This window comes from Kitasatospora sp. NPDC001159 (assembly GCF_053598235.1).
This window is the reverse complement of record NZ_JBSFJV010000074.1, coordinates 26,992-38,142: the sequence shown is the minus strand read 5'-3', so window position 1 is coordinate 38,142 and position 11,151 is coordinate 26,992. Positions and strand designations below refer to the sequence as shown.

The 11,151-nt window shown below is 70.5% G+C and carries 17 protein-coding genes; 5 read left to right on the top strand and 12 right to left on the bottom strand.

Annotated features, from left to right (window positions below):
- Positions 1 to 118: 118 nt before the first annotated feature.
- Positions 119 to 1,005, top strand: a protein-coding gene (locus ACWC9T_RS29930) for an IS5 family transposase (RefSeq protein ID WP_449824170.1) whose coding sequence is annotated in 2 segments (ribosomal slippage) — positions 119 to 464 and positions 464 to 1,005 — 888 coding nt in all. Because the reading frame shifts where the segments join, the coding sequence is not laid out codon by codon here.
- A gap of 27 nt (positions 1,006 to 1,032) precedes the next feature.
- On the opposite strand, the gene ACWC9T_RS29925 is transcribed toward ACWC9T_RS29930, so the two are convergent.
- The 8 genes from ACWC9T_RS29925 to ACWC9T_RS29890 form a co-directional block, all read right to left on the bottom strand.
- Positions 1,033 to 1,611 carry a DUF6368 family protein gene (locus ACWC9T_RS29925; RefSeq protein ID WP_449824168.1) on the bottom strand — a complete coding sequence of 193 codons (579 nt, stop codon included), beginning with the start codon at positions 1,609 to 1,611 and terminating at the stop codon, positions 1,033 to 1,035.
- 78 nt (positions 1,612 to 1,689) lie between these two features.
- The gene (locus ACWC9T_RS29920; protein ID WP_449824167.1) at positions 1,690 to 2,142 is read right to left on the bottom strand and encodes a hypothetical protein; all 453 of its coding nucleotides are present in this window, start codon (positions 2,140 to 2,142) and stop codon (positions 1,690 to 1,692) included.
- A 46-nt stretch (positions 2,143 to 2,188) separates the two neighbouring features.
- On the bottom strand, positions 2,189 to 2,353 hold the full coding sequence (locus tag ACWC9T_RS29915; protein WP_449824166.1) for a hypothetical protein: 165 nt from the start codon (positions 2,351 to 2,353) through the stop codon (positions 2,189 to 2,191).
- A 51-nt stretch (positions 2,354 to 2,404) separates the two neighbouring features.
- The gene (locus tag ACWC9T_RS29910) at positions 2,405 to 2,722 is read right to left on the bottom strand and encodes a sulfurtransferase TusA family protein (RefSeq protein ID WP_449824165.1); all 318 of its coding nucleotides are present in this window, start codon (positions 2,720 to 2,722) and stop codon (positions 2,405 to 2,407) included.
- Positions 2,723 to 2,766: 44 nt separating this feature from the next.
- Positions 2,767 to 3,432 (bottom strand): serine hydrolase domain-containing protein, encoded by a 666-nt coding sequence (locus tag ACWC9T_RS29905; protein ID WP_449824164.1) that lies wholly within the window; start codon positions 3,430 to 3,432, stop codon positions 2,767 to 2,769.
- A 319-nt stretch (positions 3,433 to 3,751) separates the two neighbouring features.
- Positions 3,752 to 4,384, bottom strand: coding sequence for a hypothetical protein (locus tag ACWC9T_RS29900; RefSeq protein ID WP_449824163.1), 633 nt, complete (start codon positions 4,382 to 4,384; stop codon positions 3,752 to 3,754).
- A 167-nt stretch (positions 4,385 to 4,551) separates the two neighbouring features.
- The gene (locus ACWC9T_RS29895; protein WP_449824162.1) at positions 4,552 to 4,794 is read right to left on the bottom strand and encodes a hypothetical protein; all 243 of its coding nucleotides are present in this window, start codon (positions 4,792 to 4,794) and stop codon (positions 4,552 to 4,554) included.
- Between the two features lie 2 nt (positions 4,795 to 4,796).
- Positions 4,797 to 5,321, bottom strand: a complete 525-nt coding sequence (locus tag ACWC9T_RS29890; protein ID WP_449824161.1) for a hypothetical protein — start codon at positions 5,319 to 5,321, stop codon at positions 4,797 to 4,799.
- A 219-nt stretch (positions 5,322 to 5,540) separates the two neighbouring features.
- On the opposite strand from ACWC9T_RS29890, the gene ACWC9T_RS29885 reads away from it, so the two are divergent.
- The 3 genes from ACWC9T_RS29885 to ACWC9T_RS29875 all read left to right on the top strand — a co-directional run bounded on the left by ACWC9T_RS29885 (position 5,541) and on the right by ACWC9T_RS29875 (position 8,519).
- A complete protein-coding gene (locus tag ACWC9T_RS29885; protein ID WP_449824160.1) occupies positions 5,541 to 6,287 on the top strand; it encodes a DUF6215 domain-containing protein in 747 nt (248 codons plus the stop codon).
- 22 nt (positions 6,288 to 6,309) lie between these two features.
- The gene (locus ACWC9T_RS29880) at positions 6,310 to 6,876 is read left to right on the top strand and encodes a uridine kinase family protein (RefSeq protein ID WP_449824159.1); all 567 of its coding nucleotides are present in this window, start codon (positions 6,310 to 6,312) and stop codon (positions 6,874 to 6,876) included.
- A 143-nt stretch (positions 6,877 to 7,019) separates the two neighbouring features.
- On the top strand, positions 7,020 to 8,519 hold the full coding sequence (locus ACWC9T_RS29875) for an outer membrane protein assembly factor BamB family protein (protein ID WP_449824158.1): 1,500 nt from the start codon (positions 7,020 to 7,022) through the stop codon (positions 8,517 to 8,519).
- A 129-nt stretch (positions 8,520 to 8,648) separates the two neighbouring features.
- Here ACWC9T_RS29875 and ACWC9T_RS29870 read toward each other — a convergent pair whose 3' ends face one another.
- Both ACWC9T_RS29870 and ACWC9T_RS29865 read right to left on the bottom strand, forming a co-directional pair.
- Entirely contained in the window at positions 8,649 to 8,837 is a 189-nt protein-coding gene (locus ACWC9T_RS29870) for a tetratricopeptide repeat protein (protein WP_449824169.1), read from the bottom strand.
- Positions 8,838 to 8,897: 60 nt separating this feature from the next.
- Positions 8,898 to 9,470: a TetR/AcrR family transcriptional regulator gene (locus tag ACWC9T_RS29865; protein ID WP_449824157.1), complete on the bottom strand. Its 573-nt coding sequence runs from the start codon at positions 9,468 to 9,470 to the stop codon at positions 8,898 to 8,900.
- A 100-nt stretch (positions 9,471 to 9,570) separates the two neighbouring features.
- Here ACWC9T_RS29865 and ACWC9T_RS29860 point away from each other — a divergent pair, with 100 nt between their 5' ends.
- A complete protein-coding gene (locus ACWC9T_RS29860) occupies positions 9,571 to 9,858 on the top strand; it encodes an antibiotic biosynthesis monooxygenase family protein (protein ID WP_449824156.1) in 288 nt (95 codons plus the stop codon).
- Positions 9,859 to 9,927: 69 nt separating this feature from the next.
- Here the strand turns inward: ACWC9T_RS29860 and ACWC9T_RS29855 are convergent, their stop codons facing one another.
- On the bottom strand, positions 9,928 to 10,161 hold the full coding sequence (locus tag ACWC9T_RS29855; protein WP_449824155.1) for a DUF397 domain-containing protein: 234 nt from the start codon (positions 10,159 to 10,161) through the stop codon (positions 9,928 to 9,930).
- Positions 10,158 to 11,012, bottom strand: a complete 855-nt coding sequence (locus ACWC9T_RS29850; RefSeq protein WP_449824154.1) for a helix-turn-helix domain-containing protein — start codon at positions 11,010 to 11,012, stop codon at positions 10,158 to 10,160. The genes ACWC9T_RS29855 and ACWC9T_RS29850 overlap by 4 nt, the downstream gene beginning before the upstream one ends.
- Positions 11,013 to 11,151: the final 139 nt, after the last annotated feature.

Below are 11,151 nucleotides of genomic sequence, written 5' to 3'. Positions count from 1 at the left end.
TGGTCATACTGGCGACGGCGCAGCCAGACCCGCGCCCGCCGCAGCCACTACAAACGCCGAGGCCACACCCCATAACTGCGGTTGCAGTACTAGGCCGTGTCTCATAATTGATCTTGTGGTGGGACGAGGAGAGCTGACCGACGCGGCCTGGGTGCGAATAGAGCCATTGCTGCCGAAGCATGACGGTGCTGGCCGACCCTGGCGGGACCATCGCCAGGTGGTCAACGGAGTGCTGTGGCGCCTGCGAACCGGGGCGCCGTGGCGCGATCTGCCGTCGCGATACGGCCCCTGGCAGACCGTCTACCGGCGCTTCGCTCACTGGGAGAAGGACGGCACCTGGGCCAAGCTGCTGGAAGAAGTCCAGGTCCGCGACGATGCGGTGGGTGCCGTGGAGTGGACGGTCTCGATCGACTCCACCGTCGCCCGGGCCCACCAGCACGCCGCTGGCGCTCGGAAAAAGGGGATGCGCCCGAGGACGAATCGGAAGATCCGGCAGCAGTTGCGCGTCGTGAGGCGCTCGGCCGGTCCCGGGGCGGGCTGACTACGAAGGTCCACCTGGCGGTCGATGGCCGGGGCCTGCCTTTGTCGGTTGTGCTGAGCACCGGCAACACCGCTGACTGCACCATGCTGCCCGCCGTGCTGGACGCGATCCGGGTCCCGCGGGCCGGAAGCGGGCGGCCTCGCACCAGGCCCGACCGGGTCGTGGCGGACAGGGCGTACTCCTCGCGGAAGATTCGCCACCTGCTGCATCAGCGGAAGATCAGGACGACGATCCCCGAACGGCGCGACCAGATCGCCAACCGGGCTCGCCGCGGTGCACAGGGCGGCAGGCCACCGGTGTTTGACGCGCAGGCCTATCGAGGCCGGAACGTGGTCGAACGGTGCTTCGCGCGGTTGAAGCAGTTCCGGGCCGTCGCTACTCGGTTCGACAAGCTGGCCGCCCGCTACCGTGCCGGCGTGCTGATCGCGTCGCTGGTGCTGTGGCTGCGGGACACCACGGCTTGAGCCGACGGCCGAGAGCGGCCGAGTCCGCTACTTGACCAGGTGGAAGTCCGGATGCCGGAGCCAGGCGGCCAGGAACTCCACGTCACCGACGTGCCGGAACCAGCGGCCGGCGCCGCCCGTGTCGTAGGAGACCTCTGCGACCTTCCCCGGCAGGGAGGCCACCAGTGCCCTCGCCCTGGCGAGGTCCGCCTCGTCGCGCGTCTCATCGCGCGGGACGGGGTAGCCGAGCACGCCGTCGAAGTCGACCAGCGCGTCGAGACGGCGGGCCATGGCGAGGGCGAGGTGGCCGAGCAGCAGATGGTTCTCCGGCCCCGAGCAGCCGGCGCAGAGCACCAGCCCCTGCACCGGTGGCGTCGAGAAGGCCGAGTAGTCCTCGTCGTCCGCCAGCATGTACTCGTCCTCCGACAGGAAGAAGCCGCCGACGCTGACCGGATCAAAGTTCTGCAGCCCCAGGGGTGAAGCGTCTCGCACCCAGAAGGCCAGATCGCCACCGGCCTCGGTCTCGACCGGCTCACAGAAGGTCTCCAACCACGGGACCACTCCGGCCAGGATGTCCTCGAAGGCGCAAGGTTCGAAGAGCCACAGTCCGACTGCTGGTCCCGACACGATGCCTCCAGAAACGCGTGGTCCGGCGCCACATGCGACCCCGGTTCTACCAGGTCCTGGAGGCACGCGCGTGATCATTTATGAGACACGGCCTAGTGGGCTCGGGCAGTTGGTGAGGAAGGCGTGGGCCTGGGCACGGAGGTGGTCGACCGGAGGGTCCTCGCAGATGACCTCCAGGCCGAGTCCGGTGGCCTGGCCCCGGTGGTAGTAGGACTGGTAGGCGAGGTACGGGCGGTGGTCGTCGGTCGGGTCGAGGCCGACGGCGAAGGTCGCGAAGTGGATCCGCTCGTTCTCGGTGCGCTCGAACTCCGTTCGGGAGAGCTGCCATTCGAACTCATAGGGTTCGGGTTCGGCGGGCAGGTCGAGGAGGGCCTGGGCGAGTCGGCGGACCTCGTCCGGGTTGGCGAAGGGGAGCGACTCGGACCAGAGCGGTGCGGCGGCGTACAGCACCCAGCTGCTGCCGTTGTGGCTGACGGTGAGTGCCCACTCGCCGTCCTGGTCGTACCAGCGGCAGCTGAGGATCGGGTCCATGGTGGTCAACCTCCCTGTGGAGCGCGGCCGTTCTGCCCCCGTTCCCTCATCGTGGCACATCGGGCGGGTTGTCGGAGCAGGGCGTGACCCGTCCTCGGGCGCTTTGCCAGGCTTCCCACGGCGGGCGGTAGCCGAGCACGGTGACCTCGTGCTCGGCGAGCAGACGGCGGGCTTCGGGGGAGACCAGGAACACGTAGTCGGTGCGGCGCACCCGCCAGCTGTCGTCCGGCCAGCCGTCCTCTGGGACGCGGGGATTTTCCGGTCAGTCCGCGGTGGGGTGCCAGGGGCGGTCGGGGCGGGTCGGGACCGGGGAGGAGGTGAGGCGTAGCGCGTACACCTCCCGGTCGTCGGCCGGGTGCGGGACCGGGCCGAGGTACTCGTGGCCGGTCAGGTGGCACCAGGCGGGCAGGTCGAGCGGGGCGGCGGGGTCGGTGGTGTGGATGTGGACCACCGCGCCGGCCGGGAGGTGGGCGATCCGGGCCCGCAGTCGGAGCAGGAGTTGGACGCAGAGCAGGCCGGTGCCGTCGACGGTGAGGTCGGGGGCGGCGGCGGGATTGGTCCCGCCATGGTCGTGCGTCATGTGCTGTCCCTTGAGTTGGTCCAGGTCGGTGGTGCGTGTCCAGCCTAGGCGCGCGGGGTGTGACTGGCGGGTGGCGGGCGGTGGTCAGCATTGTTGTACTGCTGTGCGGTGCCGGGCGGGAAGACCGCCGTGGGCCAGGTCTCAGGCTTCGTGGGGTCGGGCCGCAGGGTGCGCTGAACGACCTCGTCGAAGCTCTCGAACCCGAAGCGCTGGGCGATCAGGGCGTCGGCATCGTTGTCCTTGACGTGCGCCGGGCCCTCCACGACCGGTGGCAGTCCGCTGGTGTGGTTGAGGAGTTGGCGGACGGTGATCGGCTGGTAGGCCGGACTGCCGCCGGTCCCGTCGGGCAGCACTCCGGGCAGGTACTGCTGGACGGTGCCGTCCAGGTCGATCCGTTGCTCGGCGGCGAGTTGGAGCAGAACGGCGGCGACGAAGGTCTTGTTGATGCTGCCGATCCGGAAGGCGGCGTTCGGCGCGACCGGTTGGCCGCTCACCGGATCCCCGGCGGTGCCGCGCCAGGTTTGCCCGTCGACCGTCACCCGGGCGACCACGCCGGCGGCCGGGTCCCCTGGTCGGGCGGCTATCGCGGCGCCTAACGCGGCTCGGTCGGGGCTGGCCGAAGGGGTCCGGCCCTCGGCCAGGGCGGGCGTGGGGACGGCGGCGAGGAGCAGCCCGGCGAGGGCGAGGGCGCTGCGCTTGGTGATGGCCATGTGGTCTCCGATGTCGGCGGGACGGGCAGCAGAGCGCAGAGCGGGCGGTGGTGAGCCGCTGTCAGGACAGCCCCGGTGCGGCGGTCTATGTGCTGCCGCTGGCCTGGGCGGGCCTGCTGCTGGGAGTTGCCGCGGTTTGCTGGGGTGGCTGGCAGCTCGTCACCGCTGTGCGGAGGAAGGCCCTGCGGGTTGGTCTGGGGCACGCCCTGCTCTGTGCGGTGCTCCCCGTCGCGGTCATTGCGGCACCGTTCCAGTACGTGCTTGCGCAGATCGCTGCCCATGACACCGGGTACCAGCACAACAGATGCTTTGGGAAGGGTCAGGCGAGGACGCTGTCGACGGAGTGGACGGTGTAGCCGCCGCGTATGACGGGGGCGAAGGGGGCCAGCGCCATGCAGGTGCCGACGACGGGCTGGTAGGCGTTGCCGTCCTTGTCCACGGCAGAGTTGCCCACGCCCCAGGAGAAGCCCAGGCGGTCCTTGCCGTGGCCGTGGGCGTCGTAGATGCTCAGGCCTATGCGCTGGCCGACCGGCATGCCGTTCGACTTGGTGATCACGGCGGTCAGGGTGGCGACGGGGCCGCCGGTGGCGAGGCAGTCGACCGTGGCATCGGCCTCGCGGACGTCGCCGGAGTCCGTTCGGTGGGAGAAGTGGACGATGCCCTTGGCGTCAGTGGGCAGGCCGGTGGGTAGGTTGGGCAGCGGGTGGCTGTGGGGCGCGCCCTCGGCGTCGATGGTGAACCAGATCTCGTGGTTCGGTACGAGCCCGTAGAGGATCCGGGCGGAGCCGGTGACCCGGGCAGGCCCCGAGGCGGCGCTGGAGTCCTTAGCGACGGCCGGGGCGGGGGCGCTGAGCGCCGCGATGGCGAGCCCCGCGAGGGCGGCCGCGGCGGAGCGGGCGGCGCGGGTGCGGAAGGTGCGGGCGGTACGGCCGGTACGGGCGATGCGGAACATGGGTGGAGACTCCCTTCTCCGGCGGCCCCGGTGGCCGCCGTCTCGGTGACTCCAAGACTGATCGCTGACACCCTCTCCGCACATGTGCCGATCGGCATAAAGCGATCACCGAGTTTGCGGGGAGGCCCTGCCGATCGGCAGGGCCAGCGCGGGAGTTCGGGCCCCGGCTACACCCGGCTCGGCAGCCGGGTGCAGACCGCCCCCGTCGCGAGCGGCGCGGCCTCGGCCCCCAGCGCGGCGAGCGTGAAGTCCGTGGTCAGCGTGCTGATGTCGGCGCTCTGCCGGACCAGGTAGTGGCTGCCGCCGGGCACCTCGTAGCGCGCGAGGTCCGGGACGACCTGCCGGGCGCGCAGCGCGTACTCCAGGGACTGGGTGGCGTTGGCCGCGCTGTGGTCGGCGGTGCCGTGCACGATCAGTACCCGGCGCCCGGCGAGTTGCCGACGGCGTCGCCGCTGGGCAGCCAGGGGGCGATCCCGGCGACGCCGACGACGCTCGGGTGTCCGGCGCACCAGAAGGCGGCGCGTCCGCCGAGGGAGTTGCCGATGAGTACCACCGGTGCTCCGGGGTGGCGGCGGGCGAGTTCGTCGAGCGCCCAGCGGGTGTCGACGGCGGTGTCGGCGTCGGTGCCGTTCCAGCCGCTGTAGCGGTAGCGCAGCAGGTGCACGGCGAGGCCGCGCGGGCGGCCGCGGCCGGTGAGTTCGGTGGTGAGTTCCCGCAGGCCCAGCTCGGCGACCTTCAACGGCCCGCGCCTGCTCCGGAGGAACCCGCCGGGCAGCAGCAGGGCGACCCGTCGGGCGTCGAGTTCGTCCCGGCGGAGGGTGACCAGGCGGGTCTTGCCGCTGGTGCGGACCGAGATGACGCCGGCCCCGCGGAGTATCCGCCAATGCTGGACGGCCCCAACGAGGTGCCGACCGGCCGCAACGCGACCGCCCGGCACCCGGGCGGAGCGGTGTTCGAGTACGTCGAGTTCGCGAAGGACCGGGCGCTCTTCCCGGAAAGCACCACCCCCAGTGGTCGCGGCGGCCTCTGCCCAGGTCAGCGGGGTGGGTCCGGGAACCCGAGCGACTGGGAAATGAATGTGCGGATGGGTGAAGGACCGGTGTAGGGTCCGCCGGTGACTGATGATCGTGGGGGAAATGTGGAGGCGGCTTCCGGCATGGAGGCAGCTTCCGGCGCGACGAATGACGCCGCGGAGAACACGGCCGCCGAGGACGCGGCCGCCGAGCCCGGCACCGGCGGCCGCGAGCCGCGGGTGTGGCTGCAGCTGGTGGCGGCGGTCGCCCTGGTGGGGGCCGTGTTCGCCGGGCTCTGGGTGGTGGCCGGGAACGGCGGGGACAGTACGTCGAGCGACGGGCCGGCGAAGTGCAATCCGGCGAGGGACACGGACTCGCCGAAGTACCCCGCCCTGTGTGCTGCGCTCAACCGCCCCGACCTGCCGGTGCTCGCGGGTGTGCCGAAGGAGCGGGTGCTGATAGCCCAGCCCGGGATGTCGGCAGCCCTCGGGCCGGGCCTGACGAAGGACAACTACGGCGCTGCGGAGGTGCAGTTCAGCGATATGTACGTCCAGGTCGCCGACAACCGGGACGTCGAGGTGGACGACTTCGCCCGGCCCGGCGACCCGACGGTCACGCGCACGCAGGTGCTCGGTCACAAGGCGCTGCTCTACCGGTCGCCCACGATGTCGTTCTCGTTCTCCCTCGGCGGTGGGAAGTCCACGACGGGCACCGGCTCCGACGCCCACTCCCTCGCCGTCGCGAAGAACCCGGACGGGACGGGCGGCACCTTCGAGATCAGCATCTGGCGCAAGGACTCCGCGCCGATCGACGACGCCGCCCTCTACCGGGTGGCGGAGGCGGTGCTGCCGGGTCTGCAGGGCTGGGTGGGCGGCGGCTCAGCGGGCTGAGCCGCGGAGCGAGGGGGCGGACGTGCTGGTGACGCTGACCGGCGGTGCCGGGGCGGGCAAGACGACCCTGGCCCGGGCACTGGCGGTAGTCGCTGGCCCCGGCCCGGTGCGGGTGCTGCACGGGGACGACTACTACTTCGCCGAGCCGGGCTGCGGGCGCGGCGTGTGGGCGCCGGACGAGGGTGGGGTGGCACGGCTGGACGTGGGGGATCCCCGGTCGGTGGACGAGGGGCGGCTCGCCGTGGACGTCGACGCCGCGCTCGGGGAGGCCCGGGTCGTGATCGTGGACGGGCTGTTCGCCCGCAGGGTCGCCCCGCAGCGGCCGTGCCGCCGGTTCGACGTGTTCGTCGACCTCGCGGCGGACCTCCGGCTGGTGCGCAAGATCGAGCGCAAGTGCGTCGCGGGCGGCTTCCCGCTGGAGGTGCTGCTGCGGAACTACGTCGGGCACCGGCGGGCCGCGCACGAGCGGCACGAGCCGCTGCGGCGGGAGTGTGACCCGGTGGTGGACGGTGCGCTGGCGCCGGAGGTGCTGGCCGGGCTGGTGTGGTCGGCGGCCGGTGAGAAGGCGGGGCGCGGCCGCGATTCGTAGTGACTGCGCCGACCAGGGCCTCCCATGTGCAGGGGAGAGCGGGGTTTTCCCTGCTCTTTGTTTAGGATCTTGTCCTGCTCTGCGACGATCCGATGATCGTCGCCCTTCTGCGGTGGGTGGCGCGTCGCAGGGGAGAGACCGGCATGGCCCAGGGGCCCGAGGACAGTGTCGTCCGGGCGCGGACGAAGTGGCGCGCCAGGTTCGCCATGAGCAAGGAGACCTCGATGGTGGTCTCCGGCGGAGTACTGGGGGCCATGTTCGCGAGCATGGGCCTGGCGGTGATGTTCGGCCCGGCGAACGGCTTCGGCGGCAACAGCCTCGCGTACATGGGCGGCCTCAGCATCCTCGGGCTGATGCCCTGCGGCGCGGGCTTCGTCTGGGCGCTGATGCACCCCAAGTACGGGTTCCCGTCGATCGCGGGTGGTGCCCTGCTGGGGCTGGGGATCTTCCTCTGGTTCGCCGGGGACGGCCTCAACGACTCCTGGAAGGCCCCGCTGGACCGCCCGTCCACGGTTCGCGCGGTCGGCAGCTGGACCAGCGGGGGCCTGGTGGTGCGGGTGCGGCCCGACGAGGTGGTGGCGTACCGCAGCGGGGGCGGGTCGGTCGCATGGCGGTGGACGCCGCCGGGCGAGGACTCGGTGTGCACGATGAGCCGGGGGATCGGACCGGGCGGCATCGGCCTGATCGGGCACTCCCCGCACGGCAAGCCGTGCGCGGCGGTGACGGCGCTGGGCCTCGCGGACGGCAAGGAGGGCTGGACCGCCACGGTGGACGCGCCCGCCCGCGACGGCGACTCCGCAGATGCGGACCTGGTCGCGGTGGCCGGGACGCAGGCCGTGCTGCAGGGCACGGACGGCTGGCGGGCCGTGCGGCTGACGGACGGCCGGGAGCAGTGGCGCAGCGCCCCCGACACCGGGTGCACGCCGCTGGAGGTCTCCGGCGGGGAGCAGGACGTGGTGACGGTCGCGCAGTGCGGCAACGCGGCGCCGGTCCTGCGGTCGCTGACGCCCGGGGACGGGCGGGAGCAGTCGCGGGTCGCGCTGCCGGCGGAGGGCGGGCTGAAGAACCTCATGGTGGTGTCGGCCGAGCCGCTCACGGTGTGGGTCGACGCCCAGGCCGAGCGCGGCACCCACGCGGTGCTCAGCTACGACCGGTCCGGGAAGCAGCGCGCCTCGATACCGGTCTCGGGAGACGAGTACGACCTGGACGTGATGCTCGGCGGGGTGCACGCCTTCGACGAGTTCACCGCCCGGCCGCTGCTCGGCGGGGTGGTGGTCGGCGACCTGTTCATCGTGCCGGGCGAGAAGCCGGGCGACGTGAGCATCAGCGGTGGCAAGCACCCGAGCCGCACGGCCACCGGACGGCTGGTCGCGTACTCCCTGGCGGACGGCACCAAGCAGTGGACGGCGGGCCTGGACGACCAGGTGACGGGCGTGCTGGCGGACGGCACCTCGGTGTGGGTGATGACCCGCGACAAGCTGACCCGGGTCGATGCGGCGACCGGGCGGCAGAGCCGCGAGCTGGACGTCAACGACACGGCCTCGCTGTACCCGGTGGACCTGTCGGTGGCGGGGCGGGAGCGGTTCACGGTGGTCGCGGAGGACGGTACGCGGGACGAGCCGCCGGTGCGGGGGATGAGCTGAGGGCCGGACACGAACTGAGGGTGCGACAACAGATCCGTTGCGACCCCACCGCTGAGCTCCGGGCTACTGCCGAGGAGCCCGTGCGTCCTTCGGCGCGGCACCGAGGTTGTCCGCTGCAACGGCCTCACGCTAGTGGTCACCGAGTTCGTGGAAGACGGCGATTGCCCGGGTGTGGGCATCGATCGCTTCCTCGAATCGCTGCATGTCGTGGAGCGTGAGGCCGAGGTTGTTCAGTGCCACGGCTTCGTTGTGGTGGGCCCCGAGCTTGCGGTGAACGGCCGCTGCCTGAGGGAGGCCGGGGTGCCTGTCATCGCCCACCCGTACATCGCCGTTCGGGCCGAACAGCGAGGATCGGCAGCGCACTTCCTGGGGAGGTGGTCATCCGCCGGGTTTGCCGTGCGGGAGGTCGAGGATGATGTCGGCGGCGCGGGCGATGACCGAGGCGCGGGTGGTGCCGGGGTGGTCGGCGGCGAGGAAGTGGCTGCCGATGGCCGTGCAGAAGGCGAGCAGGGCGCGAGCCTCGACCTCGTCAGAGTCGTCGCAGAAGGTGCTGATTGCGTCGCGAACCAACTGAATGCGCTGGTTGTCCACGCGGCGCAGGCGTTCGGCGACGGTGGGGTCGCGGCGAGCCCAGTCGCGGATCGCCAGGTCGATGGGCAACAGGCGGTCGCTGGAGAAGGTGAGCTGCCCGGCCAGGCGGACCTTGTCCCGGGCGTCGACGCCTTCCCGCTCGACCTGGTCGATCACATCGTCGACGCTCTCGCGCTCCCAGGTGTCCAGCATCTCGGTCAGCAGTGCGTCGCGGTCGGCGAAGTACCCGTAGAAGCCGCCCTTGGTCACCCCCAACGACTTGGCAAGCGTCTCGACCCGCACCGCCTCCACGCCGCCCGAGGCCAGCGCCCGCAGTCCCTCCTCGACCCATTTCTCCCGCGGAGTGCGCAACGCGCCCATCTGTGGCCCACCTCACCCTGTCAGATCTGTTGTACGGAGCCGTACAAGAGGTCTAGCCTCGCGTTGTACGGTATCGTATAACTCGCGAGAGGACACCGTCATGTCATTCGGTTTCGTTGCCTTCCACTACCCGGCCCCCGAGCACGTCGAAGAGTTCGTCGCTGCGTGCCACCAGGTCGCCGAGGTGCTGCGGCAGCAGCCGGGCTTCGAGTCCGTCGGGGTCTGGGTCACCCCGGACGCCGACGCCGTCGTCACCACCGGCGCGTTCGAGTCCGAGGAGGCCTTCCGGGCGACGGCTGGCCTCGCCCGCGAGATGGACGCGACGCCCGACGGTCAGAGCGACCTGGAGGTCAGGCCCCGCGAGGTCCACTTCCTTGAGTCGCGGTAGAAACGTCGCGAAGGATCGGCGCTGCAAGCGGCCCTGCCCGTTGGTGAACGGGCAGGGCCGGCGCGTTGGTTAGGCGGTGAAGCGGGGGTCCCGGGCTTCGATGGCCTGGACGAAGGCGGTCCACTCGGCCTGGTTGAAGGCGAGATGGGGACGGTTGAGGTCCTTGTCGTCGCCGAGCCAGACGTCGCCGTTGTCGAAGCGCGCGATGATCACGCAGTTGCCGTTGGAGTCGCCGGAGAACGGGGACTTGACCCACTGGGCATCAGCGGGATTGTGCGAGTAGGGGTCGTGCTTGCTGGTCACGTCAATTCTTCCAACTTGTGCTCAAGTGCGGTGATGGTGTCCTCCGGCGACAGCGAGTATCGCTTCAGCCGAGCAAAGGCCCGTTCGGCTCGTCGTACATCGCGTCCCGACTTACGCGGGAGCATACCTCCGGCGGCTTCGATGAAGACGAAGCTCTCATCACCGGCGAAGCGCATCAGCGATAGGCCGGAAGCGAGGATTGCTTGGCGTCCGGCGCTCAGCGGGGCCATCCGTAGCGTCACGTTCGGGTACTTTGCCACCTCGATGACATGTCGGATCTGACCAGCCAGAATGTCGCGATCGCCGCCTACCAGGAGTGCGACCTCACCGAAATACGCCTCCAGACTGATCCGGGGTTCTTCGATCAATCGCCGCTGGCGCAGGACTCGAATCTCTGCAGCGGCTTCACTTTGGTCGTCGCTGAGGCCGTCGAGACCGGCGGCGATCACCTCTCGCGCGTAGTCCTCGGTCTGGAGCAGGCCAGGGAAAGCGGACAGGTAGTAGTCGAGCATGTGCGTCGCATCAGCTTCGAGGCCGAGGAACTCGGCGAATGCAGCGCTGATCGTATCGGCGAACTCGTGGTCTTCCCACCAGTGCTTCGAAGGACCGTCCGTGGCGAGATGCTCGATCTCGGCGCGCTCTTCCCCGGTGATCCCGCAGTGATCCAGGTAGGCGGCCAAGTCGGCTGCGCTCACTGGTAGGCGGGCTCGTTCGATCTTGCTCAGCCGGGCAGGATTCCAGCCTCGCAGGCCGGCGGTGACGTCGGCCAGCGTCTTGTTGTTCTCCAGCCGCCACTGCCGTAGTTCCTCGCCGAGGCGGATGCTCCTGATCGCTGACGGGTCTGTGCCCAACGCTGCCCTCCCTTGGGTGTGGGTCCAGTCTAGCCCTGTTCAAGATCAACTAATTTGTTTCTTCTTTGGAGGCGTTCGGGTTGCAAATTCGATTCCAGCTCATCCACACTCAACGTGACGACACGGACACGCAACTGAC

Coding starts and splice junctions, on each gene's coding strand:
- ACWC9T_RS29860 (WP_449824156.1), top strand. CDS start 9,571: ATGTCATTCGGTTTCGTTGCCTTCCACTACCCGGCCCCCGAGCACGTC.
- ACWC9T_RS29865 (WP_449824157.1), bottom strand. CDS start 9,470: ATGGGCGCGTTGCGCACTCCGCGGGAGAAATGGGTCGAGGAGGGACTG.
- ACWC9T_RS29875 (WP_449824158.1), top strand. CDS start 7,020: ATGGCCCAGGGGCCCGAGGACAGTGTCGTCCGGGCGCGGACGAAGTGG.
- ACWC9T_RS29885 (WP_449824160.1), top strand. CDS start 5,541: ATGGAGGCAGCTTCCGGCGCGACGAATGACGCCGCGGAGAACACGGCC.
- ACWC9T_RS29910 (WP_449824165.1), bottom strand. CDS start 2,722: ATGACGCACGACCATGGCGGGACCAATCCCGCCGCCGCCCCCGACCTC.
- ACWC9T_RS29900 (WP_449824163.1), bottom strand. CDS start 4,384: ATGTTCCGCATCGCCCGTACCGGCCGTACCGCCCGCACCTTCCGCACC.
- ACWC9T_RS29905 (WP_449824164.1), bottom strand. CDS start 3,432: ATGGCCATCACCAAGCGCAGCGCCCTCGCCCTCGCCGGGCTGCTCCTC.
- ACWC9T_RS29920 (WP_449824167.1), bottom strand. CDS start 2,142: ATGGACCCGATCCTCAGCTGCCGCTGGTACGACCAGGACGGCGAGTGG.